Source organism: Desulfurivibrio modestus, from assembly GCF_044068625.1.
Taxonomy (GTDB): Bacteria; Desulfobacterota; Desulfobulbia; order Desulfobulbales; family Desulfurivibrionaceae; genus Desulfurivibrio.
On sequence record NZ_JBIPKH010000003.1, the window covers coordinates 25,905 to 43,391 of the forward strand.

The 17,487-nt window shown below is 64.6% G+C and carries 17 protein-coding genes and 1 tRNA gene; 17 read left to right on the forward strand and 1 reads right to left on the reverse strand.

The window, feature by feature from the left end; translation table 11 throughout:
- The first annotated feature begins 47 nt into the window (after positions 1-47).
- The 14 genes from ACHHRT_RS02900 to ACHHRT_RS02965 all read left to right on the forward strand — a co-directional run bounded on the left by ACHHRT_RS02900 (position 48) and on the right by ACHHRT_RS02965 (position 14,766).
- A complete protein-coding gene (locus tag ACHHRT_RS02900) occupies positions 48-2,120 on the forward strand; it encodes a copper-translocating P-type ATPase (RefSeq protein WP_395497518.1) in 2,073 nt (690 codons plus the stop codon).
- A 43-nt stretch (positions 2,121-2,163) separates the two neighbouring features.
- A complete protein-coding gene (locus ACHHRT_RS02905) occupies positions 2,164-2,661 on the forward strand; it encodes a protease complex subunit PrcB family protein (protein ID WP_395497520.1) in 498 nt (165 codons plus the stop codon).
- A gap of 114 nt (positions 2,662-2,775) precedes the next feature.
- A tRNA-Gly gene (locus ACHHRT_RS02910) sits at positions 2,776-2,851 on the forward strand.
- 102 nt (positions 2,852-2,953) lie between these two features.
- Positions 2,954-3,421 carry a ribosome maturation factor RimP gene (locus ACHHRT_RS02915; RefSeq protein WP_395497522.1) on the forward strand — a complete coding sequence of 156 codons (468 nt, stop codon included), beginning with the start codon at positions 2,954-2,956 and terminating at the stop codon, positions 3,419-3,421.
- Positions 3,422-3,466: 45 nt separating this feature from the next.
- A complete protein-coding gene (gene nusA / locus ACHHRT_RS02920) occupies positions 3,467-4,852 on the forward strand; it encodes a transcription termination factor NusA (protein WP_395497524.1) in 1,386 nt (461 codons plus the stop codon).
- 106 nt (positions 4,853-4,958) lie between these two features.
- Entirely contained in the window at positions 4,959-7,682 is a 2,724-nt protein-coding gene (gene infB / locus ACHHRT_RS02925) for a translation initiation factor IF-2 (protein ID WP_395497526.1), read from the forward strand.
- A 4-nt stretch (positions 7,683-7,686) separates the two neighbouring features.
- Positions 7,687-8,097 (forward strand): 30S ribosome-binding factor RbfA, encoded by a 411-nt coding sequence (rbfA, locus tag ACHHRT_RS02930; RefSeq protein ID WP_395497528.1) that lies wholly within the window; start codon positions 7,687-7,689, stop codon positions 8,095-8,097.
- On the forward strand, positions 8,098-9,078 hold the full coding sequence (locus tag ACHHRT_RS02935; protein WP_395497530.1) for a DHH family phosphoesterase: 981 nt from the start codon (positions 8,098-8,100) through the stop codon (positions 9,076-9,078).
- Positions 9,078-9,881, forward strand: coding sequence for a tRNA pseudouridine(55) synthase TruB (gene truB / locus ACHHRT_RS02940; protein ID WP_395497532.1), 804 nt, complete (start codon positions 9,078-9,080; stop codon positions 9,879-9,881). Before ACHHRT_RS02935 ends, truB begins: the two co-directional genes overlap by 1 nt.
- A 37-nt stretch (positions 9,882-9,918) precedes the next feature.
- Positions 9,919-10,737 (forward strand): DUF3786 domain-containing protein, encoded by an 819-nt coding sequence (locus tag ACHHRT_RS02945; RefSeq protein ID WP_395497534.1) that lies wholly within the window; start codon positions 9,919-9,921, stop codon positions 10,735-10,737.
- Positions 10,738-10,766: 29 nt separating this feature from the next.
- Positions 10,767-12,914 (forward strand): FAD-dependent oxidoreductase, encoded by a 2,148-nt coding sequence (locus tag ACHHRT_RS02950; RefSeq protein ID WP_395497536.1) that lies wholly within the window; start codon positions 10,767-10,769, stop codon positions 12,912-12,914.
- 6 nt (positions 12,915-12,920) lie between these two features.
- Positions 12,921-13,445, forward strand: coding sequence for a bifunctional adenosylcobinamide kinase/adenosylcobinamide-phosphate guanylyltransferase (cobU, locus tag ACHHRT_RS02955; protein ID WP_395497538.1), 525 nt, complete (start codon positions 12,921-12,923; stop codon positions 13,443-13,445).
- A gap of 2 nt (positions 13,446-13,447) precedes the next feature.
- Positions 13,448-14,515: a nicotinate-nucleotide--dimethylbenzimidazole phosphoribosyltransferase gene (gene cobT, locus ACHHRT_RS02960; RefSeq protein ID WP_395497848.1), complete on the forward strand. Its 1,068-nt coding sequence runs from the start codon at positions 13,448-13,450 to the stop codon at positions 14,513-14,515.
- Between the two features lie 11 nt (positions 14,516-14,526).
- Entirely contained in the window at positions 14,527-14,766 is a 240-nt protein-coding gene (locus tag ACHHRT_RS02965; protein ID WP_395497540.1) for a DUF2798 domain-containing protein, read from the forward strand.
- Positions 14,767-14,776: 10 nt separating this feature from the next.
- Here the strand turns inward: ACHHRT_RS02965 and ACHHRT_RS02970 are convergent, their stop codons facing one another.
- Positions 14,777-15,310 carry an HPP family protein gene (locus ACHHRT_RS02970; RefSeq protein ID WP_395497541.1) on the reverse strand — a complete coding sequence of 178 codons (534 nt, stop codon included), beginning with the start codon at positions 15,308-15,310 and terminating at the stop codon, positions 14,777-14,779.
- A 62-nt stretch (positions 15,311-15,372) separates the two neighbouring features.
- Here ACHHRT_RS02970 and ACHHRT_RS02975 point away from each other — a divergent pair, with 62 nt between their 5' ends.
- The 3 genes from ACHHRT_RS02975 (at position 15,373) to rpsO (ending at position 17,326) form a co-directional block, all read left to right on the forward strand.
- Entirely contained in the window at positions 15,373-15,552 is a 180-nt protein-coding gene (locus tag ACHHRT_RS02975; protein WP_395497543.1) for a hypothetical protein, read from the forward strand.
- Positions 15,553-15,685: 133 nt separating this feature from the next.
- Positions 15,686-16,921: an MFS transporter gene (locus ACHHRT_RS02980; protein WP_395497545.1), complete on the forward strand. Its 1,236-nt coding sequence runs from the start codon at positions 15,686-15,688 to the stop codon at positions 16,919-16,921.
- Positions 16,922-17,056: 135 nt separating this feature from the next.
- The gene (gene rpsO / locus ACHHRT_RS02985; protein ID WP_395497547.1) at positions 17,057-17,326 is read left to right on the forward strand and encodes a 30S ribosomal protein S15; all 270 of its coding nucleotides are present in this window, start codon (positions 17,057-17,059) and stop codon (positions 17,324-17,326) included.
- Positions 17,327-17,487 lie beyond the last annotated feature (161 nt).

Below are 17,487 nucleotides of genomic sequence, written 5' to 3' on the forward strand. Positions count from 1 at the left end.
GTTGGCAGCAACCGTTGGAGAATACAGAGCAAGAAGGAGGCGACATTATGAGCCCAAACAGCCACCACGATCATCGCCATCAGGCCGCGCCGCCCGCCGGCGGCGAGGGGCATAGCGGCCACCGGAAGGCGGCAAAAGATCATGCCGGCCACGATCAGCATGCAGGTCACAGCCCGGGGATGTTTCGCGACAAGTTCTGGTTCTCCCTGATCCTCACCGTGCCGGTCGTTTTCTGGGCGGCACACATTCAAATGATCTTTCGCTACCAGGCGCCCGAGTTCCCCGGCTCGACCTGGATATCACCCGTCCTCGCCACAGTCGTTTTTCTTTATGGCGGCCTGGTCTTCCTGAAAGGGGCATGGCGCGAGCTGAGAGCGCGACTGCCCGGGATGATGACCCTGATCTCGCTGGCCATCTTGGTAGCCTTCATTTTCTCGTGGGTGGTCCAGCTCGGATTCATTCAGGCGGATGCCATCTGGTGGGAGCTGGCCACGTTGGTGACCATCATGCTGCTGGGCCACTGGATCGAGATGCGCTCGATCTCCCAGGCGCAGGGTGCGCTCCGGGAGCTCGCGAAATTAATCCCGGACACCGCGACTCGGGTCTCCGAGCAGGGCGAGCAGACCGTCCCGGTCAGCGAGCTGCGGGAGGGCGACATCGTGCTGGTCCGTCCCGGCGAGAGCGTGCCGGCGGACGGCGTGGTCCGGAAAGGCACCAGCGATCTCAACGAAGCCTTGATTACCGGCGAGTCCAGGCCGGTAAAAAAGAGGGAAGGCGATGAGGTCATCGCCGCGACCATCAATGGTGAGGGTTCCCTGCGCGTTCAGGTCACCGGCACCGGGGAGAAGACCAAGCTCTCGGGGATTATGCGGCTGGTGGCCGACGCCCAAACCTCGAAATCCAAGGCCCAGCATCTGGCCGACCGGGCGGCCCGGATTTTGACCGGGGTGGCCATCGTCGCCGCCGTGGTTACGCTGGTGGTGTGGCAGTTTATTGGCGCGTCCATCGACTTCTCCATCATTCGCGTGGTGACGGTCCTGGTGATCGCCTGTCCCCACGCCCTCGGCTTGGCCGTGCCGCTGGTCGTCGCCATCTCCACCTCCCTGGGCGCGCAAAACGGCCTGCTGGTGCGGGATCGGCGCGGGCTGGAAGAGGCCAGAAACCTGGATACCGTGATTTTCGACAAGACCGGCACGCTCACCTTGGGAGAGTTCCGGGTGGTGGAGATGGCGATGGCCGAGGGGGAGTCCGAGGAGAACCTGCTCCGGGTCGCGGCCGGGGTGGAGGCGGAATCAGAGCACCCGATCGCGCGCGGCATTGTGAAGACGGCGGTGGAACGTAAGCTTGAAGTGCCGCCGGCGGAGGGCTTCCGGGCCTTGACCGGGAAGGGTGTTGCCGCATCGATCGAGGGTGCCGAGTATCACCTGGGCGGTCCCGCGCTTCTTAAGGCGGAGAACGCCCAGGTGTCGGACCCGCTGCGCCAGGCCGCCGACGCGGCCGCCGGTCGCGGACAGGCTGCTATCTACCTGCTCAGGGACGGCAAGGCCCTGGCGGTCTTCGCCGTGGCCGACGCCATCCGCGAGGAGAGCCGCGAGGCCATCCGGTCGCTGCACGCTCGGGGAATCGAGGTGGCCATGCTCACCGGTGATGCCCAGGCAGTTGCGGATGCCGTCGCCGCTGAACTGGAGATCGACACCGTGTTCGCGCAGGTCCTGCCCGAGGACAAGGCCGTCAAGGTCCGCGAGCTGCAAGATCAGGGAAAGAAAGTCGCGATGGTGGGTGACGGCGTCAACGATGCCCCGGCCCTGGCCACCGCCGATATCGGGATCGCGATCGGCGCTGGTACCGATGTCGCGGTGGAGGCCGGCCACATCGTGCTGGTACGGTCCGACCCCCGCGATATTCCGAAGATTGTCGAGTTGTCACGCGCGACCTACCGGAAGATGCTCCAGAACCTCTGGTGGGCGGCGGGTTACAACATCTTTGCCATTCCCCTGGCCGCCGGCGCGCTTGCCGCGTGGGGTATCCTCCTCACGCCGGCCGTGGGAGCGGTATTGATGTCCGCGAGCACGGTGGTCGTGGCGATCAACGCCCAGCTTCTCAAGCGGGTGCAACTGTGACGGCATGTCTGGATAAAGCAAGCAGGATCGGAGGAAATGACAGGTGAAGCATGGTCTGGTGATACTGGTCGGGGTGATGTGGCTGCTTTTGAGCCTGTCCGGTTGCGTGGCCGACGACAACGATGATGATGACGGCGAAGAGGCCGGTGATCGGGTTGCCTTCTCCCTCCTGCGGAGCGGCCAGGCCAGCGGGATTGACGATGAACGGCTGACGGTGATACGGGAGCAGGCGGCCTTCGCCGATCTGTGGCAGGAGCATGCCGCCGCCTTCTCGCCGCCGCCCCTCCAGCCGGAGGTCGATTTCAGCCGGGATATGGTGGTGGCGGTCTTTCTGGGCCAGCGGGCCACCGGCGGCCACTCCCTGGCCGCTACCGAGGTCCGGGAAAGATCGGCCAGCTTCCTGGTGAAACTGCGGGTCACCCTGCCGGAAGCGGGCTGCACCGTGAACCAGAATCCCTCCCAGCCTTATCAAATGGTGATTATCCCCCGCTCCACCAAGGTGGTGGCCTTCACCTCCGAGGTGCAGGTGGCTTGTCCCTAGGGGCGTGAGCTCCTGCGCGGAGAACTGTCGGCGGCCCCAGCCGGCGCTTGACAAGGACAGAAAAACCTGTATATTCGTCAGACTGGTGTCTGTCTGGAAGATTTGATGCCGCGAGCGGACATAGCTCAGCTGGTAGAGTACAAGCTTCCCAAGCTTGGTGTCGCGGGTTCGAATCCCGTTGTCCGCTCCAGTCCGTTTCTGTTGTTTTCAGAGCCGTCGCAGTTCCGGCGGGTTGTTGGAAGTGGGCCAAAAGCCCGCTTTTTTTGTTTATTGTGCTGGAGGAAGCCGTCGCGTGGCCACTGGTAATCCCGCCCTGATAAAGCGTCTGGTCGACCTGCTGGAGCCGGTGGTGGCGGATTACGGCCTGGAACTGGCCGAGCTTCAGTTCCGCCGGGAAGCGCCGGGCTGGGTGTTGCGCTTGGTGCTGGACGGTGAGCATGGCGTGGGGATCGATGACTGCGCTCGGGTGAGCCGGGAAGTTTCCCATCTGCTGGAGGTGGAGGACCCCATCGAGCAGCCTTTTCACCTGGAGGTTTCCTCCCCCGGCCTGGATCGGCCCTTGAAGCGGGAGCGCGACTACCAGCGCTGCCTGGGTAAAAAAGCAAAAATCGTTTGCCGGCAACCGCTTGCCGAGCAGACGGTATTTATCGGGGAGTTGGGCGAGCTGCTCGACGGCGTGGTGAACATAACCACCGAGTCGGGGCCGGTGGCGATTCCCCTGGAAAATATCCGCCGGGCCAGACTGGTGGTCGAGTGGTAGGCCGCGGATCGCGTTGTTTTTTCACAACCTGTAGGGAGTAGGGATATGATATCCGAACTGAAGCGAATTATTGATCAGATCTGCCGTGACAAGGGGATCAACCGGGATTTGCTGATTGAGGCCATCGAAGAGGCGGTGATGAGCGCCGCCAAGAAGAAGTACGGTCATCGCCGGGAGATCGAGGCCCGTTTCAACGATGAGCTGGGCGAGATCGAACTGTTCCAGTTTCGCACCGTGGTGGAGGAGGTCGGCGACGAGCAGACCGAAATCTCCTACGAAGAGGCCCGGGCCCTGGATCCCGAGGTGGAGATGGGGGATGAGCTGGGCAGCAAGATGGATTCGGTGGCCGATCTGGGCCGGATCGCCGCCCAGTCCGCCAAGCAGGTGATCATCCAGAAGATGAAGGAAGCGGAAAGCGACGTGGTCTTCGAGATGTTCAAGGAGCGCAAGGGGGATATCGTCAACGGTATCGTCCAGCGTTTCGAGCGGGGCAACATGATCGTCAACCTGGGGCGCACCGATGCCATCCTGCCGGCCCGGGAACAGATGCCCCGTAAGAGCTACCGCCAGGGGGACCGGATCCGCGCCTACCTGATCGATGTCCGCCATTCGGCCAAGGACCCCCAGTTGATCCTGAGCCGGACCTGCAACGAATTTTTAACCAAACTTTTCGCCCTGGAGGTCCCCGAGATTGCCGAGGGGATCGTCAGGATCATGGGGGTGGCCCGCGAGCCCGGTTCCCGGGCCAAGATCGCCGTCTCGTCCATCGAAACCGATGTTGATCCGGTGGGCGCCTGTGTCGGCATGAAGGGCTCCCGGGTCCAGAACGTGGTGCAGGAACTGCAGGGCGAGAAGATCGATATCGTGCCCTGGAGCCCGGACCCGGCCCGGTTTGTCTCCAACGCCCTCTCCCCGGCCCAGGTTTCCCTGGTGGTGGTGGATGAGGAGAACAAGACCCTGCTGGTGGTGGTGCCCGACGATCAGCTTTCCCTGGCCATCGGCCGCCAGGGCCAGAATGTTCGCCTGGCCTCGGCTCTGCTCAGCTGGCGGATTGATGTCAAGAGCGAGTCCCGCTATACCCGCTCCATCGAGGAGGGTTTCCAGTCTCTGCTGGATATTGCGGGGATGAACGAGAAGCGGGCCGAACTGCTCTACGACAACGGTTTCAGCTCGGCGACGGAGCTGGCGGCGGCCTCGGTGGACGACCTGCGAGAGATCGCCGGCCTCAACCTGGGCGAGGAGGAGCTGGCGGCCCTGATTGCCGCCGCCGCCAAGCCGGCCGCGGCTCTTAAGGAGAGCGCCGATACTGCAGGCGTCGAGGAAAGCGTCGAGACGAAAAGCGTCGAGGCGACTCCCACCGCCCCGGCGGCAGTGGACGAGGCGGCCCCGGCAACTCCCCCGGAGGAGGATGACAGCGGCGAGCGTTCGTGATAGACTGTCAAGTTAACGATGTGGACGGGTAAACAGGTTGCGGGGCGGTCTCGCCCCGTCAAAGGGATATGACGAAGGATTTACTGAATCCTTCGGGAGCAGGTGGATGAAGAAAATTCGCGTATACGAGTTGGCCAAAGAAGCTGGAATGGAAAACAAGGTGCTGGTGGCTCGGCTCCAGGATGAGGGCTATGATGTCAAATCCCATAGCTCCAGCCTGGAAGAGCACGAAGCCCAGGCGATTCGCATCAAGCTGGGGCTGATCCATGTCCACACCGAAACCCAGGAGAAGCGGATCCAGGAAAAGGGGCGGACCACCATTATTCGCCGCCGGAAATCGGTGGTGGAGGAGCCGGAGCCGACCCCGGAGGCCGTCGCCGCCGAACCTCCTGCCGAGCCGGAGACCGTGGCCGCTTCGGAGCCTGCCGAGCCTGCCGTTCCCGCCGCTGCCGTAGCCGAGACCCCCGCGCCGGAGTCCGAGCCCTCCACCCCTGCCGGCGAGCCGGCGGAGGAACCAGCCACTCCCGCGGTACCGGTGGCGGCGGCCGAGGAGGTCGCTCCCACCGAGCCCGCCGCTGAACCTTCTACCCCCCCCGCCCAGGCGGAAAAGGCTCCCGAGGCCGGCGCGCCGACCGAGGCTGAGGCCGCCGCGGAAGCCTCCCAGGCCGCTGTCCGCAAGGGGTTTGCCCGGGTGATCAAGCGGGCGGCCATCGATGTTACCCCCAGTGTCGAAAGCCGACCGGCCCCCCGGCCCCGCAAGGTGGAAAAGCCGAAAAGGCCTGGCGCTCCCGGAGCGCCAGGAGCGGGAGCGCCGGGCGCGGCTGCCGGGGGTGAGGATGCCGCGGCCAAGAAAAAGGGCAAGCGGTTTGTCAAGTTCCATCCCGAACCGGAAAAAGAAGTGGCCAAAAAGGGTGCTTTGGGTAAACGCAAGCGCCAGGGCGAAGTGGTGGTGGAGGATTTCGACGAACTGGGCCTGGTGCCGGCCGGGGTTCGCCTGGGCCGGGGTGGCCGGGGCGGCGGCGGCCGCCGGGGCAAGCAGCACGCCAAGCAGCAGCCGGCGGCCGAGACCAAGGCGATCAAGAAACGGATCACCGTCCATGAAACCATCACCGTGGGCGATCTGGCCCACCGGATGGGGGCCAAGGCCAACGAGGTTATCGCCAAGCTGATGGGCATGGGGGTGATGGCCACCGTCAACCAGTCCATGGATATCGACACCGCCACCCTGGTGGCCACCGAATTTGGCTATGAGGTGGAGCTGGGCAAGACCGGCGAGCAGAGCATCCTCAATCTGGAAGAGCAGGAAGCGGGCGGTGAGCCGGTTTCCCGGCCGCCGGTGGTGACGGTGATGGGGCATGTCGATCACGGCAAGACCTCGATTCTCGATGCCATCCGTAAAACCGACGTGGCCGCCGGTGAGGCCGGCGGCATTACCCAGCACATTGGGGCCCATTACGTTCGCTCCCCCAAGGGGGACCTGGTTTTCCTGGATACTCCCGGCCATGAGGCCTTCACCGAGATGCGCTCCCGCGGAGCCCAGGTCACCGATATCGTGGTCCTGGTGGTGGCGGCCGACGACGGGGTGATGGACCAGACCCGGGAGGCGATCAACCACGCTCGGGCCGCCAAGGTGCCGATTCTGGTTTGCGTCAACAAGATCGACAAGGACAATGCCGACCCCATGCGGGTCAAGCGGGAGCTTTCCGATCTGGGCCTGATGCCGGAAGATTGGGGCGGTGATGCCATCTACTGCGAAACTTCGGCCAAACAAGGGACCGGAATCAGTGAACTGCTGGACAGCATCCTGCTGCAGTCCGAGATCCTGGAACTCAAGGCCGACCCCATGCGGCGGGCCAAGGGCCATGTGGTGGAAGCCCAACTGCACAAGGGCCGGGGGCCGGTGGCCACGGTTCTGGTCCAGCAGGGAACCCTGCGGGTGGGCGATTTCTTCGTCGCCGGCCAGTACAGCGGCAAGGTGCGCTCCCTGCTCAACGACAAGGGGGAGCACATCACCGAGGCCGGCCCCTCCACCCCGGTGGAGATCCAGGGCCTGAGCGGCGTGCCCCAGGCCGGTGACGAGTTCGTCGTGGTCCGGGACGACAAGATGGCCAAGAGCGTCAGCGCCGAACGCCAGTTGAAGGTTCGGGAGCAGGAGCTGGCCTCCGACAGCAAGATCTCCCTGGAAAACCTCTTCGAGCGCCTGCAGGAGGGCGAGGTCAAGGAGTTGATGGTGGTGCTGCGGGCCGATGTCCAGGGGACCCTGGAGGCTTTTATCTCCTCCCTGGAGCAGCTTTCCACCGCCGCGGTCAAGGTTCGGGTTCTCAACTCGGGCACCGGCACCATCACCGAATCGGATGTCCTGCTGGCCGCCGCCTCCGATGCCCTGATCATCGGCTTCAACGTCCGGCCCAACGCCAAGATCCAGGAGCTGGCCAAGCGGGAGCGGGTGGATATGCGTTTCTACGACGTCATCTACCACGCCCTGGAGGATATCAAGCAGGCGATGGAGGGGATGCTGGAACCGGAATTTGTCGAGGAGGTGATCGGCAGCGCCGAGGTTCGCCAGACCTTCCAGGTTTCCAAGGTGGGCACCATTGCCGGTTGCTACGTCACCAACGGCAAGGCCGAACGCAACGCCAAGGTTCGGCTGCTCCGCGACGGGGTGGTGATCTTCACCGGGCAACTCAGCACCCTCAAACGCTTCAAGGACGATGCCAAGGAGGTCGCCAGCGGCTACGAGTGCGGGCTTACCCTGCACAACTACAATGACATCAGGGAAGGGGATGTCATGGAGTTTTTTGTCATGAAGGAAATCAAGCCGGAGCTGTAAGCCGATGAGTGCCGCCGCCAGAAAAAGAACCAGCCCCCTGCCCGGGGTGGCCGAGCGTGCCGGGAAACGGCGCCCCGGCCGAGTGGCCGACGAAATTCGGCAGGAGGTGGCCATGCTGCTGCTGAGCAAGGTGCAGGATCCCCGGGTGGCCCAGGTGACCATCCTGCGGGCCACCGTCACCGATGATCTCAGCCAGGCACGCCTTTACTACAGTGTGCTCAACGAAGAGGCGGCCGCCGACGCGGCCAAGGGACTGGAGAGCGCCAAAGGGTTTATCCGGCGCAGTCTGGCCACCAATCTGGCCCTGCGGGTGGTGCCCGCCATCATCTTCCAGCGGGATCACTCCCTGGAGGAGCAGGAAAAACTGGAACGCCTCTTAAAGCAGATCCGGGAAGAGGAGGGGGAGGGCAACTAAATGAACGGTTCACCGCTGGAGGCCATGGTCGCCGCCATCAAACAGGCCGAGAATATCCTGATCCTGACCCATATCCATCCCGATGGCGACGCCCTGGGCTCCCAGTTGGGCCTGGGCGAAATTTTGCGGGGCCTGGGTAAACAGGTCTGCCTCTACGGTGAGGCGGAAGTCTCTCACCTTTACGATTTCCTCCCCGGGGCCACCGAGATCACCATCGGCCTGCCCGAACCAAGCGCCTTTGATTGCGCCATCGCCCTGGATTGCGGCGACGCCTACCGCCTGGGGACGGAGATGGCGGCCCTGCTCGCCGTGAAACCTTTTCTGGTGATCGACCACCACGCCGGTCATCAGGAGTTCGGCGACCTGCGCTGGATCGATCCCGGCCGCGCCTCCACCGGCGAAATGGTCTATGACCTGGCCGTGGCCCTGGGAGCCGAGGTTTACCCGGCGGCGGCCTACTGCCTTTATACCGCCGTGGTTTCCGACACCGGTTCCTTCAAGTACTCCTCCACCTCGGCGGACACCTTCCGGGTGGCCCGTGAGTTGATCCTCAAGGGGGTCAAACCGGCGGAGGTGGCGGGCAAACTGTTTGACAACTATACCATGCCCCGGCTGCGCCTGTTCCAGCGGGTCCTGGAAAGCCTGCAACTGCTGGCCGATGGCCGGATCGCCCTGATCAGCGCCCCCCGCCGACTCTTTGATGAAACCGGCGCCGCCCCCCAGGATACCGAGGGCTTTATTAACTATCCCCGGGCGCTGGCCTGTGTCCAGGCGGCGGTTTTCCTCAAGGAAGCCGAACCGGGGATGGTCTCGGTGAGCATGCGTTCCAAGGGTTCCTCCTGTGATGTTTCCCTGGTGGCCGCCAAGTTCGGCGGCGGCGGTCATCGCAATGCCGCCGGCTTCAAACGGCGGGACACCACCATCGAACAGTTGAGCGCCGAGCTGCTGCGGGAACTGGAAACCGTGGTCGCCCACTGCTGATGGCCGGTAACGATCCGGCCGTCAAGCCGGTCGAGAGTTGGCCGGCTCCCCCGGCCCTCGCCCCAGCCGATCCCCTTGCCCCCATGGTTATTCCGGTGGATAAGCCCGCCGGTCCTTCCTCCTTTCGGATGGTCCAAATGGTTCGCCGCGCCCTGGGGATCAAAAAGGTGGGCCATGCCGGCACCCTGGATCCCTTTGCCTCCGGCCTGCTGCTGATCTGTGTCGGCCGCGCCGCCACCCGGCTGGTGGACCGCCTGATGGTCGGCGACAAGGAGTATCTGGCCACCCTGCAGCTGGGGGTTGCCACCACCACCCACGACCCCGAGGGGGAGGAGTTGTCCCGGGAGCCGGTGACGGCCGAGCATTACGCCGCCCTTCCCGAGGCCCTGGCCGCTTTCCGGGGTGAGCTGATGCAGTCCCCTCCCGCCTTCTCGGCGGTCAAGCATCAGGGCAAACCCCTTTACGCTTACGCCCGCAAGGGGGAGATGGTGGTCAAGCCTCCCCGCCGGGTGCTGATCCATGAACTCACCCTCCTGGAGCTGGATCGGGAGCAACAGCGCCTGCTCCTGCGGATTCGTTGCAGCAAGGGCACCTACATCCGCAGCCTGGCCCACGACCTGGGCGCGGCCCTGGGGTGCGGCGCCCATCTTACCGCCCTGCGCCGCCTGGCCAGTGGTTCTTTTCGGGTGGAAGAGGCGGTGGCTGGCAACGCCCTTTTCGACCGGGAGCAGGCCGCCGCCCGTTTGCTCGCCGGCAGCTTGAGCGTCGCCGCCGTAGAAGCCCGCCTCCCCGCCTTAACCTGAGTCGTGGGGCGGTGTCATAAAGCCTGGGAGTCCCGCGATGAACCCCTACGAGCTGTTTAAGAAAACCCCCAAGAACAACTGCGGTCAATGTGGTTATCCCGCTTGCCTGGCCTTTGCCGCCGCCGTCACCAAGGGCGGGGAGGACCCCCGCAAGTGCCCCTTTCTCGATGCCGCCGCCTTGGCACTGCTCTCTCCGGGGGGGGCCAGCCTGGAACAGTTGTCCCGGCAGCGGGATTTGGAGCTGGTGGAGCATCTCAAGAGCAAGATCGCCCCCCTGGATTTTGCCGCCATCGCCGGTCCCCTGGGCTGTACAGCGGGGAGTGGAGAGGCGGGGGAGATGTTGCTCTTCAGTTTTCTGGGCCAGGAGGTGCGGTTGAGTAAAGTGGGGGTGCTGCTGGCCGGGGTCGAGCCGGAGGACCCCCGGGATCAGATTCTGCTCTACAACTATGTCCACTGCCAGGGGGGAGCCGAACCGGCCCGGCGGGAGTGGATCGGGCTGGAGAGTCTGCCCAATACCATCTCCAAGGTCAAAACCCTGGCCGTTTACTGCGAGCAGCCCTTGGCCGAACTTTTTTCCCGCCATCCCCCCGCGGCGGTGAAGGCTGCCGGGATCGCCCTGGGGGGTGAGGAGCTGGCCGATACCGCCGCCGATCTGGCCCTGCTGGTGCCGGTCCTGCCCCGGGTGCCCTTGTGTCTGCACTTTTGGGCCGAGGCCCCGGAGGAGGGGTTCAGTGCCCGAACCAAGGTGCTTTTCGACCGGCGGGTCCTCGACTTTCTCGATCTGGAAACCCTGGTTTTTGCCGGTGAGCGCCTGGCCGAACGCCTGGCCCTGCAGCTCCGTGCCGGTAAGACCTGAATCCGCAAGGCGTGACGAAGGAGGGTGTGATGCGCAAAATTGCCGTGTTGGCCGCGCTCGCTATTCTGGTGGCGCTGTTTTTTGTTTTCGAGCTGGACAGTTGGTTGACCCTGGAGGCCCTCAAACAGGGCCAGGAACGGTTTGCCGCCTGGCGGGCCCAAGAGCCGCTGCTGGTGGCCGGGCTCTTTTTCCTGGGCTACGTGGCGGTCACCGCCCTTTCCCTGCCGGGGGCGGCGGTGATGACCCTGGCGGGCGGGGCCCTCTTCGGCCTGCTCACCGGGGTGATCCTGATCTCCTTTGCCTCCACCATCGGGGCCACCCTGGCCTTCCTGGTCAGCCGTTTCCTGCTCCGGGATCTGATCCAGGCCCGCTTCGGCGACAAGCTGGCGGCGATCAATCGGGGGGTGGAGCGGGATGGGGCCTTCTATCTCTTCACCCTGCGGTTGGTGCCGGTTTTTCCCTTCTTCCTGATCAATCTGCTGCTGGCCCTTACCCCGATCCGGACCTTTACCTTCTACTGGGTGAGCCAGGTGGGGATGCTGGCCGGCACTGTGGTCTTTGTCAACGCCGGCACCCAACTGGCCACGGTCGAGAACGTCGGCGATATCTTCTCGCCGGCCTTGCTCGCCTCCTTCGCCCTGCTGGGTCTCTTTCCCCTGCTGGCCAAAAAAGGGGTGGAGGCCGCGCGCCGGGGGCGGGTTTACGCCCGCTGGCGCCGGCCCCGCTCCTTTGAGCGCAATCTGGTGGTGATCGGCGGCGGGGCGGCGGGCCTGGTCAGCGCTTATATCGCCGCGGCCCTCAAGGCCCGGGTTACCCTGGTTGAAGCCCACAAGATGGGGGGGGATTGCCTCAACTACGGCTGCGTGCCCAGCAAGGCCCTGATCCGCAGCGCCAAACTGGCCCACCAGATCAGGCATGCCGATCGTTACGGGCTGGAAGCCGCCGCCCCCCGTTTCAGCTTCAAGGCGGTGCTGGCCCGGGTGCAGGCCAAGATCGCCGCCATCGCCCCCCACGACAGCGTCGAGCGCTATACCGAGCTGGGGGTCGAGGTTTTGCCGGGGCGGGCCAGGATCGTCGACCCCTGGACCGTGGAGGTGGCTCTCAATGCCGGGGGAGTCAAGCGGCTGACCACCCGCGCCATTATCGTCGCCACCGGCGCCGCCCCGGCGGTGCCGCCCCTGCCGGGGTTGGAGGAGGTGGGCTATCTCACCAGCGATACCATGTGGGAGTGGTTGGCCAAGCTTGATCAGCCCCCGGCCCGGCTGCTGGTCATGGGGGGCGGCCCCATCGGCTGCGAATTGGCCCAGGCCATGGCCCGGCTGGGCTCCCGGGTCACCCTGGTCCAGCGCGGTCCCCGGCTGCTGCCCAAGGAGGATGAGGAGGTTGGGTTGCTGATCGCCCAGGCCCTGGAGGCCTCGGGGGTGGAGGTGTTGACCGGGCAACGAATGGTGCGCTGTGAGCGGCGGGGTGAAAAGCGGTCGCTGCTGGTGGAGCGGGACGGGGTGGAACGGCATCTGGAGTTTGACGCCCTGCTGCTGGCGGTTGGCCGTCAGGCCCGCCTGACCGGTTACGGTTTGGAGGAGCTGGGCGTGCCCGCCCAGCGGACGGTGGTGGTCAATGAGTACCTGGAGACCCTCTATCCCAACATCTTCGCGGTGGGGGATGTGGCCGGACCCTATCAGTTCACCCATACCGCCGCCCATATGGCCTGGTTCGCGGTGGTCAACGCCCTGTTCGGCCGATTTTACCGGTTTAAGGTCGATTATTCGGTGGTTCCCTGGACCACCTTCACCGACCCGGAGGTGGCCAGGGTCGGGCTCAATGAGGAGGAGGCCCACAGGCTGGGGATTGCCTGCGAGGTGACCCGCTATGATCTTGGCGAGCTGGACCGGGCCATCGTCGACAGCGCCGATTACGGGTTCGTCAAGGTCCTCACCGTGCCCGGCAAGGACAGGATCCTGGGGGTGACCATGGTGGGCGAGCATGCCGGTGAGCTGCTGGCCGAATATGTCCTGGCCATGAAACATGGTTTGGGAATGAATAAAATCCTGGGCACCATCCACACCTATCCCACCATGTCCGAGGCCAATAAGTTCGCGGCCGGGGCCTGGAAAAAGGCCCATGTGCCCCGGAAACTGCTGGCCCTGATCGGCCGTTATCATGCCTGGAGGTTGTAAAAAACGATGAAGGAGCTGATTCTGGGTGGGGCCCGTTCGGGCAAGAGCGCCCTGGCCGAAGAGCTGGCCCTGGCCAGTGGTCTGGCGGTGACCTATCTGGCCACCGCCGAGGCCGGTGATGCCGAGATGCGGGAGCGGATTCGCCACCACCGGGAGCGGCGGCCGGCCCAGTGGGGAGTGGTCGAGGTCGGTTGCGATCTGGCCGGAGAACTGGTAAAAAGGGCCGCGGTCGGCCACTGCCTGCTGGTGGATTGCCTGACCCTGTGGCTGACCCGCCTGCTGATCGATCCCGAGCCGGAGCGGTTGGCGCGGGAACGTGATGAACTGTTGCTGGTGCTGCCGGGGTTGCCGGGCCGGATCATCATGGTCAGCAATGAGACCGGACTGGGGGTGGTGCCCCTGGGGGAGATCTCCCGGCGTTTTTGCGATGAATCGGGTCGCTTGCATCAGCAGCTGGCCCGGGTGTGTGATCGGGTGGTGCTGACCGTGGCCGGTCTGCCCCAGGTTTTGAAAGGTGAAAGGATAACATGATGATAAATGATCGATTTTCGTGGGTGGAGGAGCCGGTGGCGACCTTGGATGATGCCGCCCGGCAGCGGGCGGAGCAGCGCCAGGGGCAACTGACCAAGCCGGCCGGTTCCCTGGGTCGGCTGGAAGAGCTGGCCTTACGCCTGGCCGCCATGCTGGGTCAGGATAAACCGCGCCTGGGCAAGGCGGGGATCGCGGTTTTTGCCGGGGATCATGGGGTGGTGGAAGAGAATATCTCCGCCTTCCCCCGGGAGGTTACCGTGGAGATGGTCCGCAACTTCGCCAACGGCGGGGCGGCGATCAGCGTGCTGGCCCGCAATCTGGGGGCGGAACTTGAGGTGGTCAACCTGGGGACGGTGGCGGATCCCGGCCCCCTGCCGGGGGTGGTGGCCGTCAACCTGGGTCCCGGCACCGCCAACTTCAGCCATGGCCCGGCCATGGGCGAAGAGCAGCTTGCCGGCGCCCTGGAGGCCGGTTATGCCAGTGTCGAGCGGATGCTGGCTCGGGGGGTGGGGCTCTATATCGGCGGCGAGATGGGGATCGGCAACACCACCAGCGCCGCCGCTCTGGCCTGTGCTTACCTCTTTGAAAAACCCGAGGTTCTGGCCGGCCCCGGGACCGGGCTTGATTCGGCCGGGGTGCGGCGCAAGGTCGAGGTCCTGGAGCGGGCTTTGGCTTTGCACTGCCCGGCCGGGAAAGAGACCCCCCCTCGGGAGATCCTGTGGCGGCTGGGGGGCTTTGAGATCGCCGCCCTGGCCGGGGCCTATCTCCGCTGCGCCCAGCGCGGCCTGCCGGTTTTGGTCGATGGCTTCATCAGTTCGGTGGCGGCCCTGGCCGCCCTGCGCCTGCGGCCCCAGGCCGCCGACTGGTTTATCTTCTCCCACGCTTCGGCCGAACCGGGGCATCGCCGGGTGCTGGCCGCCATGGCGGCCCGGCCCCTGCTTGATCTCGGCATGCGCCTGGGTGAGGGCAGCGGGGCGGCGGTGGCCCTGCCCCTGCTGCAACTGGCCTGCGCCCTCCACTCGGAGATGGCCACCTTCGAGGAGGCCCTGGTTTCCAAGCAGTTTACCTGAGGGGGAGAATCATGGTTAAATTGACCCCGCGACATGCGCCGCTGCTGCTGGCCTTTTTTACCTCCCTGCTGATGAGCCTGTTGATGTCGGCGGTGATCACCCTGATCAATCTCGGCCTGGTGGATGATTTTTTCCGCCGCTGGATGACCGCCTGGCTCACCGCCTTTGTGATCGCCTTCCCCGCCATCCTGCTGGTGCTGCCGGTGGCCCGGCGGATCGTGGCCCGGTTGACCGGGGCTCCCCTGGGTTGATGGCCATGGTTCACCAGTATTCGGGATATTTACGGCCGGGAACCAGGTTGTTGACCAGCAGGGCCACCAGCAGCATGATCAGGGCGCCGCTGGTGGCGGGGACCAGGGCATAGAGAAAGCCCAGGGCGTGGATCTCCTCGCCGCCGATCACCGCGATCAGGGCGGTGGCGCCGCCGGGGGGATGGAGGGTGCCGGTCAACTGCATGAGGGCGATGGCGGTGGCCACCGCCAAGGGGGCGGCCAGCCCCGGCTGCTCGGGCAGCAGCTGCTGGCAGGCCACCCCCACCAAGGCTGAAATGAGGTGCCCCCCCACCAGGTTGCGCGGCTGGGCCAGGGGGCTGTTGATCGCCCCATAGATCAGCACCGCCGAAGCGCCGAAAGAACCGATGATCATCACCAGGCCCCGAGGGGCCAGCCAGCCGTGGTGGAGGGCGGCCACCGCCGCGATCCCCAGCAGGGCTCCCAGCCACGAACAGGCGATATAGCCGGCTCCCACCGGGGGCGGACATTTGCCCCCACCTTTCATCTTGGCGAAATAGTTCATGGGTGTTTCCTTGGGGTTGAAGGTATAATCGGGTTTAACCTTATCCAATTCTGGAGGATGCCATGGAAGAGTCCAAAAACAGTCTTGTAACCATTGTCGATATCAGGATGCCCTTCGGTTCGATGGTCGTGTTCATGGTGAAGTGGGTCCTGGCTTCCATTCCGGCCTTTTTCATCCTCGCCTTCATCGGCGCGGCGGTCTTCGGCGTTCTGGGGGCCCTCTTCGGCACCCGCATGCACTGAGCGTCGTTTCCGGCCAGGATGATCAAGGCGGTGGGGCTATTACATTCTGACAGAGATGGCGCCAAAATGCTGGTAAAGATTGTTCAAATTTTTGGTCACTTTCGGCCCAATCCATGGGTTTAGGAGGCTGGTGATGCGATTGGCCGGTGGCGATGGCCCAACTTATGGGGGGCTACGATCGTCCCCGCCGTTAATGCCCTGGCCCCTGCTGCTGCCCCTGCTTTTATCGGTCTTTATCGCCCTGCTGGGGATCGGCATCATCGTGCCGGTGATGCCGGTTTTCGCCGCCGGCCTGGGGGCCGGGGGGCTGGCTTTGGGCTTTATTATCGCCTCCTTCTCCATTACCCGGGGGCTCTGTCAGCCCCTGGTGGGGTCGCTCTCCGATCGTTGGGGCCGCAAAGGTTTTCTGCTGGGCGGCCTGCTGGTTTTCGGGGTGGTGGGCTTGCTGATCCCCCTGGCCACTTCGGTGGAAAACCTGGTGCTGATCCGCGCCCTGCACGGGGTGGGTTCGGCGATGATCGTGCCGGTGGCCATGGCCTATGTCAGTGATCTGGCTCCGGTGGGCCAGGAGGGGCGCTACATGGGGCTGCTCAACACCGCCATCTTTGCCGGGATCGGCAGCGGCCCGTTGCTGGGCGGGATCTTCACCGACCTCTGGGGGATGGCTTCGGCCTTCCACGCCATGGCCGCCTTAAGTTTCCTGGCCCTGCTCCTGGTTCTGGCGCAGATGCCGGCCATGCCCGCCGCCGAGGCCGGCAGCCGGGGGCGGGAAAGCCTGCTGGCCGCCATGGGCCACATGCTGGCCAGCCGCCGCACCTCCGGTCTGCTGCTGGCCAGGATGGCGACCATGATCATCATGGTCCCGACCATGGCCTTTCTGCCGCTGTTGATGACCCAGGCTTTTCAGGCCAGCGGCAGCCAGATCGGGATGGTGATCGCGGCTCGCACCCTGATCAACGCCCTGCTGCAAGGACCCGGAGGCCGGCTGGCCGACCGCCACGACAAGTCGCGTCTGTTGCGGATCGGCTGCCTGGTGATCAGCGCCGTGATCTGCCTGATTCCCCTGGCGGCCAACTTCTGGAGCCTGTTGCTGCTGTTCATGATCCTGGGCTTGGGCGAGGCCCTGATCTGGCCGACCCTGGGGGCCCTGGCCACCGAGGAGGGGCGCGTCTATGGGCAGGGCACCATGATGGGGGTGTTCAATCTGGCGATGAGCGCCGGGGTGTTGATCGGGGCCCTGGGGGCGGGGATCGCCACCGATCTTTTCGGCCTGCTCTGGACCTTCCCCCTGATCGGCCTGCTGGTGCTGGCCCTGACCATGTTCGCCGTCGCCCGGATTGCCGCCGACCGGTCCCCGGTTGCCGTTTAGCGCTTTAGCGGTTGACTTTCAGGGTAATATTTATTACTTAGGATCGTTTAAAGTAGGAATGGCCGGGGTTGCCGGAATCTGCCGGAGCGGCTGGCCATCTCCCGAATGTTAAACTATTTTTGAGGAGTAGTTAAAGTGACCCTTACCACCGAAGACAAACAGGCCATCATCGCCGAACACGGCGCCAACCCCCAGGATACCGGCTCCCCCGAAGTGCAGATTGCCCTGCTTTCCGCCCGGATCACCTACCTGACCGAGCATTTCAAGACTTTCAAGAAAGACCATCATTCCCGCCGGGGCCTGCTCAAGCTGGTCGGCCAGCGTAAGCGGCTGCTCCGCTATCTCAAGGATAATGATGTGGGTCGTTACCGCAATATCATCGCCAAGCTGGGCATCCGGAAGTAAGCGGATCCTTGTCGTCAGCGTAGCTTTTTTTGTTAAACGTTCAGTCGCGCCCCGCTTTGAGGCGTAGCTGAACGTTTAGCTTTTACGGCCCCGGGGGATTGCCCCCCCGAGCTGTTTATGTCCGAGGGCGCGGGCTGTGCGAACCGGGCCCCTAAGCGAAT

Bases quoted from the DNA above. Each gene is read 5' to 3' on its own strand.
- rbfA (WP_395497528.1), top strand. From the start codon at position 7,687: ATGAGTGCCGCCGCCAGAAAAAGAACCAGCCCCCTGCCCGGGGTGGCC.
- ACHHRT_RS02950 (WP_395497536.1), top strand. From the start codon at position 10,767: ATGCGCAAAATTGCCGTGTTGGCCGCGCTCGCTATTCTGGTGGCGCTG.
- ACHHRT_RS02980 (WP_395497545.1), top strand. From the start codon at position 15,686: ATGCGATTGGCCGGTGGCGATGGCCCAACTTATGGGGGGCTACGATCG.
- nusA (WP_395497524.1), top strand. From the start codon at position 3,467: ATGATATCCGAACTGAAGCGAATTATTGATCAGATCTGCCGTGACAAG.
- ACHHRT_RS02965 (WP_395497540.1), top strand. From the start codon at position 14,527: ATGGTTAAATTGACCCCGCGACATGCGCCGCTGCTGCTGGCCTTTTTT.
- infB (WP_395497526.1), top strand. From the start codon at position 4,959: ATGAAGAAAATTCGCGTATACGAGTTGGCCAAAGAAGCTGGAATGGAA.
- ACHHRT_RS02935 (WP_395497530.1), top strand. From the start codon at position 8,098: ATGAACGGTTCACCGCTGGAGGCCATGGTCGCCGCCATCAAACAGGCC.
- ACHHRT_RS02975 (WP_395497543.1), top strand. From the start codon at position 15,373: ATGGAAGAGTCCAAAAACAGTCTTGTAACCATTGTCGATATCAGGATG.
- ACHHRT_RS02970 (WP_395497541.1), bottom strand. From the start codon at position 15,310: ATGAACTATTTCGCCAAGATGAAAGGTGGGGGCAAATGTCCGCCCCCG.
- ACHHRT_RS02945 (WP_395497534.1), top strand. From the start codon at position 9,919: ATGAACCCCTACGAGCTGTTTAAGAAAACCCCCAAGAACAACTGCGGT.
- cobU (WP_395497538.1), top strand. From the start codon at position 12,921: ATGAAGGAGCTGATTCTGGGTGGGGCCCGTTCGGGCAAGAGCGCCCTG.
- ACHHRT_RS02900 (WP_395497518.1), top strand. From the start codon at position 48: ATGAGCCCAAACAGCCACCACGATCATCGCCATCAGGCCGCGCCGCCC.
- truB (WP_395497532.1), top strand. From the start codon at position 9,078: ATGGCCGGTAACGATCCGGCCGTCAAGCCGGTCGAGAGTTGGCCGGCT.